General features: G+C 72.6%; 19 protein-coding genes and 2 pseudogenes. 14 read left to right on the forward strand and 7 right to left on the reverse strand.

What is annotated here, in order from left to right:
- Positions 1 to 86: 86 nt before the first annotated feature.
- Positions 87 to 1007 (forward strand): DMT family transporter, encoded by a 921-nt coding sequence (locus tag ACFWN1_RS10040; protein WP_384359636.1) that lies wholly within the window; start codon positions 87 to 89, stop codon positions 1005 to 1007.
- Here the strand turns inward: ACFWN1_RS10040 and ACFWN1_RS10045 are convergent.
- Positions 986 to 1702 carry a pyridoxamine 5'-phosphate oxidase family protein gene (locus tag ACFWN1_RS10045; RefSeq protein WP_384359637.1) on the reverse strand — a complete coding sequence of 239 codons (717 nt, stop codon included), beginning with the start codon at positions 1700 to 1702 and terminating at the stop codon, positions 986 to 988. The genes ACFWN1_RS10040 and ACFWN1_RS10045 overlap by 22 nt on opposite strands.
- Positions 1703 to 1750: 48 nt before the next feature.
- On the opposite strand from ACFWN1_RS10045, the gene ACFWN1_RS10050 reads away from it, so the two are divergent.
- The gene (locus ACFWN1_RS10050) at positions 1751 to 3079 is read left to right on the forward strand and encodes an aminotransferase class I/II-fold pyridoxal phosphate-dependent enzyme (protein ID WP_384359638.1); all 1329 of its coding nucleotides are present in this window, start codon (positions 1751 to 1753) and stop codon (positions 3077 to 3079) included.
- Positions 3080 to 3466: 387 nt separating this feature from the next.
- Here ACFWN1_RS10050 and ACFWN1_RS10055 read toward each other — a convergent pair whose 3' ends face one another.
- A complete protein-coding gene (locus ACFWN1_RS10055) occupies positions 3467 to 4489 on the reverse strand; it encodes a DMT family transporter (protein ID WP_384359639.1) in 1023 nt (340 codons plus the stop codon).
- Between the two features lie 74 nt (positions 4490 to 4563).
- Between ACFWN1_RS10055 and ACFWN1_RS10060 the strand changes: the two genes are divergently transcribed.
- On the forward strand, positions 4564 to 5466 hold the full coding sequence (locus tag ACFWN1_RS10060; RefSeq protein ID WP_384359640.1) for a LysR family transcriptional regulator: 903 nt from the start codon (positions 4564 to 4566) through the stop codon (positions 5464 to 5466).
- Positions 5467 to 5472: 6 nt separating this feature from the next.
- Here the strand turns inward: ACFWN1_RS10060 and ACFWN1_RS10065 are convergent, their stop codons facing one another.
- From ACFWN1_RS10065 to ACFWN1_RS10075, 3 genes are all read right to left on the reverse strand, one after another.
- Positions 5473 to 5943: a pyridoxamine 5'-phosphate oxidase family protein gene (locus ACFWN1_RS10065; RefSeq protein WP_384359641.1), complete on the reverse strand. Its 471-nt coding sequence runs from the start codon at positions 5941 to 5943 to the stop codon at positions 5473 to 5475.
- A gap of 16 nt (positions 5944 to 5959) precedes the next feature.
- A complete protein-coding gene (locus tag ACFWN1_RS10070) occupies positions 5960 to 6391 on the reverse strand; it encodes a Rieske 2Fe-2S domain-containing protein (RefSeq protein ID WP_384359642.1) in 432 nt (143 codons plus the stop codon).
- A gap of 130 nt (positions 6392 to 6521) precedes the next feature.
- Complete coding sequence (locus ACFWN1_RS10075; protein WP_384359643.1) at positions 6522 to 7241, reverse strand: HAD family hydrolase; 720 nt, start codon at positions 7239 to 7241, stop codon at positions 6522 to 6524.
- Positions 7242 to 7651: 410 nt separating this feature from the next.
- Here ACFWN1_RS10075 and ACFWN1_RS10080 point away from each other — a divergent pair, with 410 nt between their 5' ends.
- From ACFWN1_RS10080 to ACFWN1_RS10130, 11 genes and pseudogenes are all read left to right on the forward strand, one after another.
- Positions 7652 to 8275, forward strand: coding sequence for a ScbR family autoregulator-binding transcription factor (locus ACFWN1_RS10080; RefSeq protein WP_384359644.1), 624 nt, complete (start codon positions 7652 to 7654; stop codon positions 8273 to 8275).
- A gap of 284 nt (positions 8276 to 8559) precedes the next feature.
- Positions 8560 to 8780: pseudogene (locus tag ACFWN1_RS10085) on the forward strand (ABC transporter permease); the annotation flags it as partial.
- 49 nt (positions 8781 to 8829) lie between these two features.
- Positions 8830 to 9108, forward strand: a complete 279-nt coding sequence (locus tag ACFWN1_RS10090; protein WP_384359645.1) for a malonate decarboxylase subunit alpha — start codon at positions 8830 to 8832, stop codon at positions 9106 to 9108.
- A complete protein-coding gene (locus tag ACFWN1_RS10095; RefSeq protein ID WP_384359646.1) occupies positions 9105 to 9566 on the forward strand; it encodes a hypothetical protein in 462 nt (153 codons plus the stop codon). Before ACFWN1_RS10090 ends, ACFWN1_RS10095 begins: the two co-directional genes overlap by 4 nt.
- A gap of 88 nt (positions 9567 to 9654) precedes the next feature.
- Positions 9655 to 10419 carry a HipA family kinase gene (locus ACFWN1_RS10100; RefSeq protein WP_384359647.1) on the forward strand — a complete coding sequence of 255 codons (765 nt, stop codon included), beginning with the start codon at positions 9655 to 9657 and terminating at the stop codon, positions 10417 to 10419.
- Positions 10416 to 10865 (forward strand): DUF3037 domain-containing protein, encoded by a 450-nt coding sequence (locus tag ACFWN1_RS10105; protein WP_384359648.1) that lies wholly within the window; start codon positions 10416 to 10418, stop codon positions 10863 to 10865. The genes ACFWN1_RS10100 and ACFWN1_RS10105 overlap by 4 nt, the downstream gene beginning before the upstream one ends.
- Before the next feature lie 145 nt (positions 10866 to 11010).
- Positions 11011 to 11772 carry a 3-oxoacyl-ACP reductase FabG gene (gene fabG / locus ACFWN1_RS10110; protein WP_384359649.1) on the forward strand — a complete coding sequence of 254 codons (762 nt, stop codon included), beginning with the start codon at positions 11011 to 11013 and terminating at the stop codon, positions 11770 to 11772.
- A gap of 112 nt (positions 11773 to 11884) precedes the next feature.
- Complete coding sequence (locus ACFWN1_RS10115) at positions 11885 to 12646, forward strand: SDR family oxidoreductase (protein ID WP_384359650.1); 762 nt, start codon at positions 11885 to 11887, stop codon at positions 12644 to 12646.
- Positions 12647 to 12847: 201 nt separating this feature from the next.
- A complete protein-coding gene (locus ACFWN1_RS10120) occupies positions 12848 to 14437 on the forward strand; it encodes an ABC transporter substrate-binding protein (RefSeq protein ID WP_384359651.1) in 1590 nt (529 codons plus the stop codon).
- Positions 14438 to 14517: 80 nt separating this feature from the next.
- Positions 14518 to 15201 carry a uracil-DNA glycosylase gene (gene ung, locus ACFWN1_RS10125; protein WP_384359652.1) on the forward strand — a complete coding sequence of 228 codons (684 nt, stop codon included), beginning with the start codon at positions 14518 to 14520 and terminating at the stop codon, positions 15199 to 15201.
- Between the two features lie 124 nt (positions 15202 to 15325).
- Entirely contained in the window at positions 15326 to 15847 is a 522-nt protein-coding gene (locus ACFWN1_RS10130) for a hypothetical protein (RefSeq protein ID WP_384359653.1), read from the forward strand.
- 7 nt (positions 15848 to 15854) lie between these two features.
- On the opposite strand, the gene ACFWN1_RS10135 is transcribed toward ACFWN1_RS10130, so the two are convergent.
- Positions 15855 to 16139: a hypothetical protein gene (locus tag ACFWN1_RS10135; protein ID WP_384359654.1), complete on the reverse strand. Its 285-nt coding sequence runs from the start codon at positions 16137 to 16139 to the stop codon at positions 15855 to 15857.
- Between the two features lie 276 nt (positions 16140 to 16415).
- Positions 16416 to 16505, reverse strand: a pseudogene (locus ACFWN1_RS10140) (DUF664 domain-containing protein); the annotation flags it as partial.
- Positions 16506 to 16533 lie beyond the last annotated feature (28 nt).

Genomic DNA, 16533 nt, shown 5'->3' on the forward strand with positions numbered 1-16533 from the left:
GATGAAGTCCGCGCGCCCCGCGTTCAGCCAGGGGCGCCTGCCAGCTTCCGCGCCCTCTTCCGGGTGCGCTTCTGCGGAGGATCGTTGTGTCGCGCACTGCTTTCGGGCTGCCTGTCGGGCGTGGCCTGTGCTTTCTGATCGTCACCGGTGCCACCTGGGGCACCGCGGGCGCCGTCGCCTCCCTGGTCTACCAGGGCGGTGACATGGGCCCGTTCGCCCTCTCCTTCTGGCGCTGCGCGGCCGGACTCGTCCTGCTGCTCGCGGTGCGCCAGGTCCGGCCCGGCGGCCCCCGCCGCCCGGGAGGCAGGGCCCACGCCGTCGTGACCGGCGTCGGCCTCGCCGTGTTCCAGAGCGCCTACTTCGTCGCCGTGGACGCCCCCGGACTGGCCGTCGCCACCGTCGTCACCCTGGGCGCGGGCCCCGTGCTCATCGCCCTCGGCGCCCGTTTCCTGCTGGGCGAACCGCTCGGCGCCGCCGGTGCCCTGGCCGTCACCGGCGCCCTCGCCGGGCTCGCGGTGCTGACCCTCGGCGGGTCCGAGGCGACCGTACGGACCCCGGGCGTGCTGTGGGCGCTCGTGGCGGCCGCCGGGTACAGCGCGATGACCTTGCTCACCCGGCACCGGGGACGCGTGGGCGGTACCGGCAGCACGATCGGCGCCTTCGCGGTCACCACGGTGTGCCTGCTGCCGTTCGCCCTGCTGGAGGGGGTGTTCCCGCACACCGCGCACCCGCTGCTGCTGCTGCTCCTGCTCGGCTACCTCGCCGCCGTCCCCACGGCCCTCGCCTACGCCCTGTACTTCGCGGGCGCGGCCGTCGTACGGTCCGCCACGGTGTCCGTGATCATGCTGCTGGAGCCGGTCACCGCAGCCGTCCTCGCGGTGACGCTGCTCGGTGAGCGGCTCACGGCCGCCACGGTGACCGGCACCCTGCTGATGCTCACCGCCGTCGCCGCGCTCGCCCTGGGTGAGGCCCGCGCGGGTGGCCGTCAGGCCCCGGTGGACGCCTGAGCCCCGGCCCCGCTCGCCAACTCCGCCAGGTAGCCCGGGAGTTCCGTACCGGGTGCCAGGTCGGCGTCGGGGAGCGGGGCCGTGTAGGTCCGCTGTACGGGGACGACTCCGGCCCAGTACGGCAGGGTGAGGTCCTCGGGCTCGTCGATCACGCCGCCGGTGCGGACCTTGGCCGACACCTCCTCCAGGTCCAGCCGGAGCACCGCGGTCGCCGCCAGTTCCTTGCGGTTGGCGGGGCGGGAGTCGGCCGACCGGCCCGGCACCACCTGGTCCACCAGGGCGTCCAGCGCGATCCGCCGCTCCTCGGGGTCGGTGACCACGCGCGCCACCCCGTGCACCACCACCGAGCGGTAGTTGACCGAGTGGTGGAAGGCGGACCGGGCCAGTACCAGCCCGTCGACATGCGTGACCGTCAGGCACACCGGGAGCCCCGGATCGGCGGCGCCGGCCATCCGCAGCGGGCGCGAACCCGTGGACCCGTGCAGGTACAGCCGCTCGCCTACCCGGCCGTACAGCGTCGGCAGCACCACCGGGGCGCCGTCGCGGACGAAGCCGAGGTGGCAGAGGTATCCCTCGTCGAGGATCGCGTGCACCGCGTCCCGGTCGTAGGACGCGCGGTCCGCGGACCGGGTGGGCACGGTGCGGTCGGTCGGTGCGTAGCCGGTCCGCGGCGCTGCCTGTCCGGTTCCCTGCATGGCGGTCCCTCCTGGACTGTCAAGTTGCACTAGTGCATAATGATGTTTGTGCTAGAAGAGTATCCGATTCAGGGGCGCGGTGCGGCGGAGATCGCGGCCAGCGTCGAACACGCGGTCAGCTCCGGAGAGCTGCTGCCCGGACAACCGCTGCCGCCCATGCGGGAGTTGGCCGCTCGGCTGGAGGTGAATCCCAACACGGTCGCGGCCGCCTACCGCACCCTGCGGGAGCGCGGGGTGATCGAGACCGCCGGCCGCCGTGGCAGCAGGGTCCGCCCCAAGCCCGCCACCACCGGCCGGGACGAACTGCGCCCCGTCGTGCCCGAGGGGGCGCGGGACCTGTCCACCGGCAACCCCGATCCCGCGCTGCTGCCCGCCCTCGCCCCTGCGTTCGCGTACGCGGCCGCCCACGCCGACCGTGCCCCGGCTCTCTACGGCGACGACCCGGCCGACCCGGACCTCGTCCGCGCCGCCCGCGCCGCACTCGACGCGGACGGCGTCCCCGCCGGGCCGCTCACCCTCACCTCCGGCTCCCTTGACGCCATCGAGCGCGTCCTCGCCGCCCACCTGAGGCCCGGTGACACGGTCGCCGTGGAGGACCCCGGCTGGGGGAGCGCGCTGGACCTGATCCCGGCGCTCGGACTGCGCCCTGTCCCGGTGGGCGTGGACGACGAGGGCCCGCTGCCCGACCGGCTGGACGCCGCCCTGCGCTCCGGGGCCCGCGCCCTGCTCGTCACCACCCGCGCCCAGAACCCCACCGGCGCCTCGGTGAGCACCGCCCGCGCCCGTGCGCTGCGGACCGTGCTGCGGGGGCATCCCGGCACCGTCCTGATCGAGGACGACCACGGCCACGGCTTCGTCGACCTCCCGGCGCACCCCCTCGCCGGCGCCACCCGGCACTGGGCCTTCATCCGCTCCGTCTCCAAGACCTACGGCCCCGACCTACGGCTCGCCGTCCTCGCCGGGGACGCCCGCACCGTCGACCTGGTGCGCGGAAGGCAGCGTCTCGGCCCCGGCTGGGTGAGCCTCCTGCTGCAACGGGCCGTCGCCCGGCTCTGGGCCGGCGAAGCGGTGGGCCCGGAGGTCCCGGCGGCCTACAGCGCCCGCCGGCGGAGGCTGCTGGACGCGCTCGGCGAACGCGGGGTCACCGCCTGCGGCCGCAGCGGCATGAACGTCTGGGTGCCGGTGCCCGACGAGACCGGCGCGGTGGCCCGGCTCCTCCAGTCAGGCTGGGCCGTGGCCCCCGGCGCCCGCTTCCGGCTGGACTCACCACCTGCGGTCCGCATCACCGTCTCCCCCCTGACCGAGGCGGACATCGAACCTCTGGCGGACGCGGTGGCCGCGGCGGTACGGCCGTCTCCGGCGCGGTCCTACGGGTGAGGGAGCCTCCGGCTGTCCGGCGGATCTTCTCCGGCCGCACGCTGCGCGGCGGACCGCCGTTCCGGCCGAGGGTGCCGCCCAGGGGGGTGAGTGCTTCGTGCCCGGGGTGCCCCTCGCGCCGGGGTCCGTGACCGCCGCTGCGGCTGACGGTGCCGGTCGACGGAGTGGCTCCGGACCGGGCTGGGTGCTTCGCGCCCCGTGTGGCCCCCGGGGCGGGGTGTGCGTGGTTCCTGGTGGGGTGAGCTGCCTGGCTTCAGGCGGCGGCTCTGTCCCTCGGGCGCCGCTCCGCGCGTCGCCCGAGGCCTGTGTCGCATCCAGGTCGCTCTCGCGTCGAGGTCTTGCCGGTAGGGGTGCCCGGCGCGCCCGGCTCCTCCTCTGCCGTCGGTTCTACTCAGCGGCCGCGCCCCCGCGGTCATCGGCCGTACTCAGCGGACGCGCCCCCGCTGCCGTCGGCCCTGCCTCAGCTGACGCGGCCCCGCGCCTGACCTGGGTCAGTGCCGCGCCCACGATGACGATCACCGCGCCAACCGGGGTTGTCCAGCGCAGCGACTCGCCGAGGAGTGTCACCCCCGCCACGGTGGCGATCACCGGGATGAAGTAGGTGACCGTCTGGGCCATGGTCGGGCCGACCTCGGCGACCAGGCCGTACTGGACGAGCGTCGCCACGCCGGTGCCGAGGGCGCCCAGTGCGGCGACCGCCAGCAGCGGGCCCACCGCGAAGCGGGTCGGGACCGAGGTGAACAGCGGAGTGACAAGGGCGAGTTGGACCGTGGCGATGAGCAGCTGCGCGCCGGTCATCGACAGGTGGGAGTTGTCGGTGCCCGCCAGCGTCCGCCGTACGTAGATCCAGCCGACCGGGTAGCTCAGCGAGGCCAGCAGGGCCAGCGCCGTGCCCCTGGCGTCCAGGCCGTGGAAGCCCTGCCAGGCACCGAGGACCGTGAGCACCCCGAGGAAGCCGAGGCCGAGGCCGGCGACGCGGACCCTGGTCGGCCGGTCCTCGGAGAGGGCGACCACGGAGAACGCCATGCCCCAGAGCGGGGAGGTGGCGTTGCAGATCCCGGCCAGGGTGGACGGGATCGTCAGTTCGGCGAACGCGAACAGCGAGAAGGGCAGGGCGTTGAGGAAGAACGCGGCGACCGCGAGATGGGCCCAGGTACGGGCTCCGCGCGGCAGCCGCTCCCGCTTCACGGCCATGGCCACCGCGAGCACCATCGTGCCGAACAGCAGGCGTCCCAGGGTGACTTGAAAGGGAGCATAGGCGCCCGTACCGACCTTGATCAGCAGAAAGCTGAAGCCCCAGATCAGCGACAGCAGGCCGAAGCGCAGCCGCCAGTCGAGCGTGCGGGGCGGTCGCACGGGGGCCTTGGTGGCGGTGGGGGACTGGGTCCGGGAAGGGGTGAACGTGCTCATACCGTCAACGATGCTGGACGTGACTTCGTAGCACAATCGAGAATTCTAGCGCGGTACCGTTTAGGATTGCTTATATGTTGAACCTGGAGCGCCTGCGCACCCTGCACGCCTTCGCCCGCCACGGCTCGGTCAGCGCCGCCGCCGACGCACTGCACGTGACCACGTCGGCGGTCTCGCAGCAGCTCGGCAAGCTGGAGCGGGAGGCGGGGCAGCGGCTCCTCGCCAAGAACGGGCGCGGGGTGCGGCTCACGGACGCCGGACGCCTGCTGTCCGAGCACGCGGCCCGCATCCTCTCCCAGGTCGAGCTGGCCCAGTCCGATCTGGAGGCCCACCGGGGGCAGGTGGTGGGGGAGCTGCGGATGTCGGCGTTCCCCACCGCCGCCCGGGGTCTGTTCCCGGCCGCGCTCGCCGACCTGCGCGCCCGGCACCCCGCTCTGCGGCCGCGCTCCTGCGAGCTGGAGCCGGAACTCGGCATCGCCGGAGTCGTGCGCGGGGACCTGGACCTGGCCGTCGTCCTCGACTGGTACAACAAGCCGATGCCCCTCCCCGGCGGCCTGGTCAAGGAACCTCTCCTGGACGACCCGGTCGAGGTCGCCCTGCCCGCCGGACATCCCCTCGCCGGCCGGGACGAGGCCGACCTCGCGGAGTTCGCCGGGGACGAGTGGATCACCTGGGACGAGGGCGAGTTCTGCCACGAGTGGCTGCTGTTCACCCTGCGCTCCAAGGGCGTCGAACCCATCGTCGGCCACCGCGCGGGCGAGACCCACACCCAGCTGGCGCTGGTCGAAGCCGGGCTCGGGGTGTGCGTCGCGCCGCTGCTCGGCCGGGACCCGGTACCGCCCGGCGTCGTCCTGGTCCCGCTCAAGCAGCGGGTACGGCGGCACGTCTACGTGCTGTGGCGGGCGGACGCCGACCGCCGTCCCTCCATCCGCGCCGCCGTCGACGCGCTGCGGACGGCGGCCGCGCGGCTCGGCTGATCCGCCTCAACGGCCGCCCAGCTTGCGGAAGTCCCAGGACACCACCTTCTCCGGGGTCAGCCGGGCCCAGGCGTGCCGGCCGTCGTGCGGCAACTCGTCCATGCCGAAGTTCTTCCGAGCGAACAGCGTCTCCACCGTGTCCAGTTCGGCGCACAGCTCCCCGGTGCGGGGCACCTCGCCCACGAACTCCACCCGGCCGGACAGCTCGGCCCCGCGCAACTGGTCGTACTCCTCACCGGAGTCGACGACCACCGCGACCCGCGCGTCGTGCCGCAGCTGGGTCCAGCGCCTGCTGCGCACCACGGAGTAGAGCCACAGCGAGGTGCCGTCCCACACGAACCACAGCGCGCTCACGTGCGGGGTGCCGTCCGCCGAGACGGTCGCCACCCGGCAGGTGCGCTGACGGGTCAGGAACTCGTCCAGTTCGCCGGACGTCATCATGATCTTCCGGCCCCGGCGCTGCTGAGTGGCGCTCATGCGGCCCCCCCGCCGCTCAGGCCAGTTTGATCTCGTCGCCGGACACGGTGATCTTCTCCTCGGGCAGCGGTGCCGTCGCGGGCCCTCGCTTGACACTGCCGTCCGTCACCGAGAAGTGGCTGTTGTGACACGGGCAGACGATCACCCCGTCGGCGACACTGCCCACCGAGCAGCCCTGGTGGGTGCACTTCGAGGAGAACGCCTTGTACGTGCCCGCGCTCGGCTGGGTGACCACCACCCCCTTGTCCTTGAAGACCTTGCCGCCGCCCTCCGGTATGTCGGAGGTCCTGGCGAGAGCGTCCCCGGCGGAACCGGTGCCGGCCGCGTCCGAACCGCCGTCTCCCGAACCGCAGGCCGCCAGCGCCACGGTGAGTCCGGCCGCTCCCGCCGCCGCGATCACGGTACGCCGGTCCGGTCCGGCCGTGGGTCGGGTCGATGCGCTGTTCATGGGGCGTCCTTCCGCCTGAGTGAGCGTTCTTGATCCATCCAGGGGTACGGCCCCGGGGAACCTGCCGTTCAGCGACGCCCCCGATCCTCGCGGCCGGGGCATGAGGACGGCGTAAGGGCGCGTCTGCCGGTCAACGCTCGTGGAAGGAAGCCCAGTTGTGCACCCACGCCAGCAACTCCGGGGTGTGCAGGGCCGGTACCCACAGGTCGGCCCGGTGGTCGTCGTCGCCGGGCGGCCGGGGGCCGACGCCCAGTACCCGCAGCCGGGCGCGGCGGGCCGACTCGACGCCGGTCAGCGAGTCCTCGACGGCCAGCGCCTCGTCCGCGCCCACCCCGCACAGCCGGGCCGCGGTCTCGTAGACGTCCGGCCACGGCTTGGGGCGGACCGCGCCGGTGTCGTCGGCCGGTGCCGCCGAGGGGACGACGATGTGCGCGAAGTGGGCTCGCAGCCCCGCCCGGCCGAGGCTCGCCTCCACCACCTCCGCGGGGCAGTTGCTCGCCACCGCCAGCGGGAGTCTGCCGGAGAGCAGCCGGACGAGTTCCACGGCGCCGGGCATGGTCACGGGATCGTCCGCGACCAGCTCCAGGAAGTTCTGGAGCAGCGCCGCCGTCAGATCGGCGGTCAGTTCCGGCTTGTGCACCGACTCGGCCATGAGCCGCCCGCAGTCGGCGTAGTGCACTCCTTTGGCCTGTTCGGCGAAGCCGGGCGGGGCCTGCAGGCCGAACCCCCGGAAGGCCCGGCCGCGGGCCTCCTGCCAGTGGCGCTCACTGTCCATCAGGGTGCCGTCGCAGTCGAAGACGACGGCCCTGGGTGACCAGTCGAGCAGATGATGACCCGTGGTGGACACCATGACCTCCCTGTAACGGGCATTCCCGGCATAGCTCGGGAAACGGAAACATCGTGGTGGCTACGTTATTTGGACACGGAGAGCGAGGAAATAACTACATGGAGTTATCGACGCTGAGGGGTTCCGGGGTGTATGCGCACCCTGGGGAGCCGGGTGCCCAAGTGGGCGCCCGAACCGTCAACGGCTTTGTGCGAAAGCACAGTTGCGGCATGCTCGCGGGACGGTCGGCGCCGCCGGGCCCCGACCGCCGTCCCCCCGGTCAAGTACCGAAACGGTGGCGGAGCGGCCCGTTTACCACTCGCCCGCGTTCATCCTCGAAAGAAAAGCGCAATTACCGCGCGAGTCTGGTTGCCGGTCGCCCCCGGCGCACGCGGGCGCACTACATTCTTCGGCGTCGGGGACGTAGAGCGAGGGTGGACGGGACGTTGCAGGAACGGGCCAGGGCAACGCGCCGATCACTCCTGGAGGCGGCCGCCTCCCTCTTCGCCGAACGGGGGTACGCGGGGACCAGCGTCAACGACATAAGTGGCAGGTCCGGGCGGACGAGCGGCTCCGTGTACTTCCACTACGCGAGCAAGGAGGGCGTCGCCCTCGCCATCGTCGAGGACCGGTTCGCCACCTGGCCGGAACTCGCGGAGCGGTACACGAACGACGCCGTGCCGCCCATGGACCGCCTGATGGGGCTGAGTTACGACATCGCCAAGGCGCTGGCCGAGGACCCCATGACCCGCGCGGGCGCCCGTCTGTGGGCGGAGCGGGACATCATCAGCGTGCCCCTGCCGAACCCCTTCGCCCTGTGGACCACCGCCGCCACCCGCCTGCTCGCCCAGGCCCGCACCACGGGCCACCTGGCTCCGCACATCCGCCCCGCGCCCACCGCCCGCGCTCTGGTGCGCGCCTTCTTCGGGCTGTGCGTCCTCACCGAGGCACTGGAGGGCACGGCGACCATCCCCGCGCGCCTCGCCGACTGGTGGCACCTCACCCTGCCCTCGCTCCAGCCGGCGCCCGGTTCGGGAAGGGCCACGGGGCGCCGGTGACATCGGGCAGCGCCGTGAGCCGGCCGGCCACGCGCACTCGCGCACCTCGCGACGCTCACTCGTACACCCCGCCACACGACGCGCAGTAATGCGTCCACGGTGTGCGACGGCAGGCGTCGTCAACGCGGGCCCAGCGGTCGGGTCGGGGATGAGATCGACGAGCCGGTGCATCACCACGGCGTCAGCCTGGACTCCGCTCGCAGGAGGGTGGAGGGTCAGTGCGCTCCCCGTGGCGCGGCCACCCGTCGCACACGCCGACCGGCCGGCCGGGGTCCTGCACCTGTGCCGTGCGCCTCTCGTTTCCGCAGTCCTGGGCGATCTTGGCCCTGACCATGTTCGCGTCCGGACCGGTCTGCACGATGTTCAGAACCCTCGTCGGCGGCCGCTGGGCCCCTGGGGACGATCGGCCGCTGGCTGCCCACCCGGCGCGTCGGTCAACGCCCAGCACACCGCCGTCTACTTCTCGGGTCATCAGACGATCGAGCCGTATCTCGTGCTCGCCGCCTAGGCGCGGTCGCTGAGCCAGGTCTGCCCGTCCGCTTTTCTCGCACCGGGTGTGCGCACCGCGCGGTGGCGCCGGCCACGGGCCCGTCGCCGACGGCACCGTGTCCATCGGCGCCATCCACACCTACGTGGAGCTGTACGCGCGGATGGTCATCGGTCTGCGGCCGGACGTCGCACTCCTCTGCGCGTCCGGCGCGGACGAGAACGGCAACCTGTACACCGGGCCGAACACCGAGGATACGCCCACCATCGGCGACTCCCCGACACACTTAGCACGAGGACGGCGCCCCTGTGGATCGCCAACGTCAACGCGGCCGACCAGGACGTGATCAGCGGCACCCGCGCGGCTCTCGACACCCTCCGTGCGAAGGCGCCCGCGGCGGGAGCCAGCGACCCGACGGTCCTCGACGTGGACATCGCCTCGCACTGCCCCCTCCAGGCGGCGACAGCCGACGCCGTGTCGGAGGCTCTCGCCCGTGTCGACGTCGGCGTGCCGCATCGCGCCTACCTCACCAACACCACCGGGCGAAGGGTCCGACGCGCCCCCCCGGGACGTCTCGAACCCACCATCGGGGTGACGCTGCGCCCGATCGGTGCGTCACTTCCGCTGGGCTACTTCGCCTTCGCCCTCGGCACGATGATGCTGGCAGGAGACGCCGTCGGCTGGTTCGGGGGCGAGGAGAAACTGGTCGGCAGCGTCATCGCGGCCCATGTGTTCCCCCTTCAACGCGTGGCCCGACGCCCCGCTCCCCGTCCTCCGCCGAGGCGCCGCGGTGTCGGCCCTTGAGGGTGAGATCACGGCCTCCCCCGCCGGCATCCGCTCCGAGCCCGGCGTGCGGGCCCAGCTCTGAGCAGGGGGTGGGTAGCCTGAGGGCATGCTGAGAGAGGTGACCGCGACCCGCTTCATCACGCCCCTGCGGGAAGGCGGTTCGCTGCCGGGACTGGTCGAGGGCGACGATCTGGGCGCCTACGTCCTGAAGTTCACCGGTGCCGGGCAGGGCCGCAAGACCCTGGTCGCGGAGGTCGTCTGCGGGGAACTCGCCCGGCGCCTCGGCTTCCGGGTGCCCGGACTGGTGACCGTCCAGCTCGACCCCGTGCTCGGTCTCGGCGAGCCCGAACGGCAGGTCCAGGACCTGCTTCGGGCCAGCGGCGGGGCCAACCTCGGCATGGACTTCCTCTCCGGCGCCCTCGGCTACGACCCTCTCGCCTTCCCCGTGGACCCCGAGGAGGCCGGCCGGATCGTCTGGTTCGACGCGCTGGTCAACAACGTCGACCGCTCCTGGCGCAACCCCAACCTCCTGGTCCACCGGGGCGGGCTCTGGCTCATCGACCACGGCGCCACCATGATCTGGCACCACAACTGGCCCGCCGTCGACGCCTCCGCCGCCCGGCCCTACGACGCCGCCGACCACGCCCTCGCCCGCTTCGCGCCCGACGTCACCGCCGCCGCGGCCGACCTCGCCCACCAGGTCACCGAGGATCTGCTCGCCGAGGTCACCGCCCAGATCCCGGACACCTGGCTGGCCGACGAGCCCGGCTTCGACACCCCCGACGACCTGCGCCGCGCCTACGCGCGCCCGCTGCTCGCCCGCGCGGGCACCGTCCACGAACGCGTCGAGGGCCTCAAGGAGAGCAAGTGAGCGAGCACCACATCCACATGGCCGGAGACGTGGTCCAACGCCACATCATCCGGGCCGGGCAGGGCGGTGACCGCGATGTCTACGAGTACGCCCTGCTCCGGGTCGTCCCCCGCGTCGAGCGCGGCGAGCGGATCAACGCGGGCGTGATCGTCTACTGCCGCGCACGCGGTTACGTCGGCGCCCGCACCCATCTGGACGAGGCCCGGCTGCTCGCGCTCGACCCGGAGGCCGATGCCGCCGGGGTGCGCGCCGCCCTCGGTGCCGTGGAGCGCGTCTGCGCGGGCGGCGAGGACGCCGGCCAGGCGGGCGGCGACGACGCCGGGCGGCGTTTCCGCTGGCTGATCGCGCCCCGTTCCACCGTCGTACGGCCCGGCCCCGTGCACACCGGGCTGACCGCCGACCCGGTGGCCGAGACGGAGCGTCTGCTCGACCTCCTGGTGAGGTAATGGATCACACCGCCCGGTGTCCCGTTGACACCGGGTGCCCTGGCTTCTAGCGTCACGGGTGCCGAAGGTACTAAGCGGTCGCTCACCGCACGGCGGGTCCGGTCCGGACCGGCCGGGTTCTCTCAAGGGCGAGGAGAAGCAGCAAATGTCCACCACTGCACAGCGGGTCGCGGTAGTCACCGGCGGGGCGCGCGGAATCGGCGCCGCCACCGCCGTGAGGCTCGCCGCCGAGGGTCACGCGGTCGCCGTGATCGACCTGGACGAGGCCGCCTGCAAGGACACCGTCGAGAAGATCACCTCGGCGGGCGGCAGGGCCGTCGCGGTCGGCGCCGACGTCTCCGACGAGGCGCAGGTCGAGGCCGCCGTCGCGCGGATCGTGGAGGAGCTGGGCGCGCCGACCATCCTGGTCAACAACGCCGGTGTGCTCCGCGACAACCTGCTGTTCAAGATGAGCGTGTCCGACTGGGACACCGTGCTCGGCGTGCACCTGCGCGGGTCGTTCCTGATGACGAAGGCCGTGCAGAAGCACATGGTGGACGCGGGCTTCGGGCGGGTCGTCAACCTGTCCTCGTCCTCCGCGCTCGGCAACCGGGGCCAGGCCAACTACTCGGCCGCCAAGGCGGGTCTGCAGGGCTTCACCAAGACCCTCGCCATCGAGCTGGGCAAGTTCGGCATCACCGCCAACGCCGTCGCCCCCGGCTTCATCGCCACCGAGATGACCAAGGCCACCGCCGACCGCGTGGGCATGGGCTTCGACGACTTCAAGAAGGCCGCCGCCACCCAGATCCCGGTCGCGCGTGTCGGCGAGCCCGAGGACATCGCCCACGCCATCGCCTTCTTCACCGGCGAGGCGGCCGGCTTCGTCTCCGGCCAGGTGCTGTACGTCGCGGGCGGACCGCTCGACTAGGACCTGTCCGACAATTCCCGTCTGCCGCGCGGCCGCGCTCCGGGCGACGACGCGAATTGTCGGACAGGCCCCTGGCCGGTCCGGACCCCGACGAACCCTGGAGCACACGGACATGACTGAACTTCCCGCACTCTCCGGCAAGGCCGCGCTCGTCACGGGCGCCAGCCGGGGCATCGGCTACGGCGTCGCGGAGGCCCTGGTGGCGCGCGGCGACCGCGTGGTCATCACCGGCCGCGACGAGGAGGCGCTGAAGGAGGCCGCCGAGCGGCTCGGCGCCGACCGCGTCATCGGCGTCGCCGGCAAGGCCCACGACCTCGCCCACCAGGCCGAGGCCGTCGAACGCGCCATGGAGGCGTTCGGCCGCGTCGACTACCTGGTCAACAACGCGGGCACCAACCCGGTCTTCGGCCCCATCGCCGACATCGACCTGGACGTGGCCCGCAAGGTGTTCGAGACCAATGTGATCTCGGCGCTCGGCTTCGCCCAGAAGACCTGGCACGCCTGGCAGCGGGAGAACGGCGGCGCGATCGTCAACATCGCCTCCGTCGCCGGCATCGCGCCCTCGCCGTTCATCGGCGCGTACGGCGTGAGCAAGGCCGCGATGATCAACCTGACCCAGCAGCTCGCGCACGAGTTCGCGCCGAAGGTGCGGGTCAACGCGATCGCGCCGGCGCTCGTGAAGACCAAGTTCGCCGAGGCGCTGTACGAGGGCCGGGAGGAGGAGGCGGCCGCCGCCTACCCGCTCGGCCGGCTCGGCGTGCCCTCCGACATCGGCGGGGCCGCGGCCTTCCTCACCTCCGCGCAGTCCGACTGGGTCACTGGTCAGACGCTTGTCGTGGACGGCGGCATCTTCCTCAACGCCGGGGTGGGCTGACCCTTCCCGGCCCCGCGTCACCACGGGCGCCGTTCCCCATGGAGGGGAGCGGCGCCCGTACGCGTTCCGCGCGCGGGCCGCGACCATGACGGCCTGGTCCTCCATAACCGTTCAACAACCCATGTTTCAGGGGAGGTTCAGGAGGTCTCGGGCTGCGGTATGGTCTGCCGACCTTGGTACGGCGGATCGAGGAGCGAGCGCGTGTTCAAGTGGAACAGAGTCCGGCGCAGGGTCGCGGCGACCGCGTCCCTGACCTCCCTCATCACCCTGCTGCCCGGCTGTGGCCTGCTCTCGGACACGGGCCCCGACGACAGCAGCCCGATCGTGGTGGGGACGACGAGCGCGCCGAGCACCCTGGACCCGGCGGGCGCCTGGGACGGCTCCTGGGAACTCTTCCGCAACGTCTACCAGACCCTCCTGGCCTACCCGAACGGCGCGACCACCCCGCAGCCGGACGCCGCCGAGAGCTGTGCCTTCACCGACTCCACCAGCCTCACCTACCGCTGCGAGCTGCGCGCGGACCTGAAGTTCTCCGACGGCGACCCGCTGGACGCCAGGGCCGTCCAGCACTCCATCGACCGCATCCGCACCATCAACGCCCCGACCGGCCCGGCCGGGCTGCTGGAGGGGCTCGACCGGGTGGAGACGAACGGCACCCGGGAGATCGTCTTCCATCTGAAGAAGCCCGACGCCACCTTCCCGTTCGTGCTCGCCACCCCCGCCATGTCGCTGGTCGACCCGCGTGAGTACCCCGCGGGCTCGCTGCGCACGGACAAGAACGTGCGCGGCTCCGGCCCGTACCGGCTGGCGTCCTACGACGAGGGCAAGCAGGCTGTCCTGGTGCGCAACGACCGGTACCAGGGCTTCGCCGAGCGGGAGAACCGGGCGGTCACCATCCGCTACTTCCAGGACTCCGGCGCGATGGTCGAGGCGCTGCGCGACAAGCGGATCGACGTCACCTACCGGGGACTCGCCGCCGCCGACATCCTCGCCCTGCAGCAGCAGTCGTCGACCGATCTGCAACTGGTCGACGGCACCGGCACCGACATCAGCTACCTGGTGTTCAACCCCAAGGACCGCTGGGCCGGCAACGCGGCCGTGCGCAGGGCCGTCGCTCAGATCGTGGACCGGGGCGCGATCGCCCACAAGGTGTACCGGGACACCGTCGAACCGCTGTACTCGATGGTCCCCAAGGGACTCACCGGCCACGCCACCTCCTACTTCGACCACTTCGGCGAGCCCAGCAAGGGCAAGGCGCGCGCGATCCTGGCCGAGGCGGGCATCGACCAGCGGGTCCCGCTCACCTTCTGGTACACCTCCGACCGCTACGGCTCCGAGACCGCGGTGATGTTCCGGGAGCTGAAGCGGCAGCTGGAGGACTCCGGGCTGTTCACGATCACCCTGCGCACCCGCCCGTGGAAGACCTATGTGACCGGCTATCAGAAGGGGGAGTACCCGGTGTTCGGCCGGGGCTGGTTCCCGGACTACCCGGACGCGGACAACTTCATCGCGCCCTTCGTCGGCGAGCACAACGCCCTCGGCACCCCCTACGTGACCAAGAAGATCACCGGCGAGCTGCTGCCCCGCTCGCGGGCGCAGGGGAACCGGGCCGACGTGGTGAAGGATCTGACGGCCGCCCAGCGGATCATGGTCGACGACGCCCGGCTGATCCCGCTGTGGCAGGGCCGCCAGTACGTCGCCGCGAGCCAGGAGATCGCCGGCGGCGAGCGGGCCCTCGACCCCTCGACGATCATGATGATGTGGGAGCTGAACCGCAAGACCAGCTGGTGAGCGGCCTGCCGCCCGCGTTGTCAGTGGTCGCCTGTAGGTTCTGAGGCCTGGAACTGACCACGGATCGTGAGGACGTTGACGTGACCGACATCGCCATGCTGCCCGAGTCCTGGCAGGGCGTTCTGGGCGACGAGCTCCAGCAGCCCTACTTCAAGGAGCTGACCGAGTTCGTCGAGGAGGAGCGGGCGAGGGGCCCCGTCTACCCCCCGCGCGAGGAGGTCTTCGCCGCGCTCGCCGCGACGCCTTACGACCGGGTCAAGGTCCTCGTCCTCGGCCAGGACCCGTACCACGGCGAGGGTCAGGGGCATGGCCTGTGCTTCTCGGTCCGGCCCGGGGTGAAGACCCCGCCGTCCCTGCGGAACATCTACAAGGAGCTGCACCAGGAGCGGGACCTGCCCGTCCCGGACAACGGCTATCTGATGCCCTGGGCCGAGCAGGGCGTCCTGCTGCTGAACGCGGTGCTGACCGTGCGCGCCGGCGAGGCCAACTCGCACAAGGGCAAGGGCTGGGAGAAGTTCACCGACGCGGTGATCAGCGCGGTGGCCTCCCGTCCCGACCCGGCGGTCTTCGTGCTGTGGGGCAACTACGCGCAGAAGAAGCTGCCGCTGATCGACGAGACCCGGCATGTCGTGGTCAAGGGCGCGCACCCCTCGCCGCTGTCCGCGAAGAAGTTCTTCGGCTCTCGGCCCTTCACCCAGATCGACGAGGCCGTCGCCGCGCAGGGCCACGAGCCGATCGACTGGCGCATCCCCGACCTGGGCTGACCGGCACCGGCCAGGCGGTCTCACCGGGTCGCCCGGGGCCGCCTGCCCGTTATCGCCGCCGGCTGCGGTTAGCGTCGTGGGCGGACGGCCGACGAGCGGCCGGATGACGGGTGCGGAGGCCGCGGTGGCGGAGCGACAGGAGCAGACGGCGCCCGATGCCCTGCTCACCCGGATCGGGCAGATCGTCATGCTGCACCGCGGCGGCGACCGCGAGGAGGCCCGGCGCCGGCTGCTGGAGCTGTGGGCCCGGACGGCGGAGTCCGGCGACCCCCTGCACCGCTGCACCCTCGCCCACTACCTGGCCGACACCCAGGACGACCCGGCGGACGAACTCGCCTGGGACCTCAGGGCGTTGTCCGCGGCGGACGAACTGACCGACGGCCGCCCCGGCGCCGACCCCGCCTGTGTGCGCGGCTTCTATCCCTCCCTGCACCTCAACCTCGCGGCGGACTACCTCAAGCTGGACCGCGCGGACGCCGCCCGCGCCCACCTCCGCCGCGCCCGCCGCGCGGCGGACACCCTCCCCGAGGACGGCTACGGCACCGGCGTCCGGGCCGCGATCACCCGCCTGGAACTCCGCCTCCCCGACACCGGCCCCGCGCAGGGCGACGGCTGGGTCCCGCCGAGACAGCGGCCGGAGAGCTAGCCGGACCTCAGTGCCCGTACGCCCGCTCGCAGAGCGTCGACTCGGGGCTGTTCCTGGGCCACCCGCCGTATTTCTTGCCCAGGGCGCACACGTTCGGGAACCCCGGCACCACGCGGGGCACGCGCGGTGTGCCGGTACGCGGGCGCTCCTGGTGCGTCCGTCGGGGCGCGGGAACGACGGGCGTCCGCCGCGGCTCCAGCGCCGGAGCGGCCGCCGCCGGGCGGCGCGATGTCTCCGGTCCGGGGGAGGGGCCGGTGCGCTCCAGGGTCTCCCGGCCGGGCTCCTCACGCATCCGGGGCAGCACACTCCCGTCCGGCCGGGCCGCCGCCGCATGCGACGGCGAGGCACCGGGTCCCGAAGCGGGCACCGCCGGCCCGTGCACGGTCATGCACCCGGTGAGAGCCGTAACGGCCACGGTGACCAGGAGCGCTGCGGCAGTCGTAGTTCGATCCACCCGCCCACTCTGCGCGCCCCGCCGCCGGTCCGGCCGCACCGACGGGCCCCCGATGCCCCACACGAGTGATCTCTCGCCCACCCGGAGGGCGTGGCGCGGACGCGGGCTGACGCGTCAGTCGCCGGTGCGGCCGTCGACCAGTTCCCTGAGCAGATCGGCGTGGCCGTTGTGGCGGGCCTACTCCTCGATCATGTGGGTCTGGACCGGCGGACGTTGAACGGGGCCTTCCAGC

This window comes from Streptomyces sp. NPDC058459 (genome assembly GCF_042721685.1).
Classification (GTDB): Bacteria; Actinomycetota; Actinomycetes; order Streptomycetales; family Streptomycetaceae; genus Streptomyces.

Coding starts and splice junctions, on each gene's coding strand:
- ACFWN1_RS10045 (WP_384359637.1), bottom strand. CDS start 1,702: ATGCAGGGAACCGGACAGGCAGCGCCGCGGACCGGCTACGCACCGACC.
- ACFWN1_RS10055 (WP_384359639.1), bottom strand. CDS start 4,489: ATGAGCACGTTCACCCCTTCCCGGACCCAGTCCCCCACCGCCACCAAG.
- ACFWN1_RS10060 (WP_384359640.1), top strand. CDS start 4,564: ATGTTGAACCTGGAGCGCCTGCGCACCCTGCACGCCTTCGCCCGCCAC.
- ACFWN1_RS10065 (WP_384359641.1), bottom strand. CDS start 5,943: ATGAGCGCCACTCAGCAGCGCCGGGGCCGGAAGATCATGATGACGTCC.
- ACFWN1_RS10070 (WP_384359642.1), bottom strand. CDS start 6,391: ATGAACAGCGCATCGACCCGACCCACGGCCGGACCGGACCGGCGTACC.
- ACFWN1_RS10075 (WP_384359643.1), bottom strand. CDS start 7,241: ATGGTGTCCACCACGGGTCATCATCTGCTCGACTGGTCACCCAGGGCC.
- ACFWN1_RS10100 (WP_384359647.1), top strand. CDS start 9,655: ATGCTGAGAGAGGTGACCGCGACCCGCTTCATCACGCCCCTGCGGGAA.
- fabG (WP_384359649.1), top strand. CDS start 11,011: ATGTCCACCACTGCACAGCGGGTCGCGGTAGTCACCGGCGGGGCGCGC.
- ACFWN1_RS10115 (WP_384359650.1), top strand. CDS start 11,885: ATGACTGAACTTCCCGCACTCTCCGGCAAGGCCGCGCTCGTCACGGGC.
- ACFWN1_RS10135 (WP_384359654.1), bottom strand. CDS start 16,139: ATGCGTGAGGAGCCCGGCCGGGAGACCCTGGAGCGCACCGGCCCCTCC.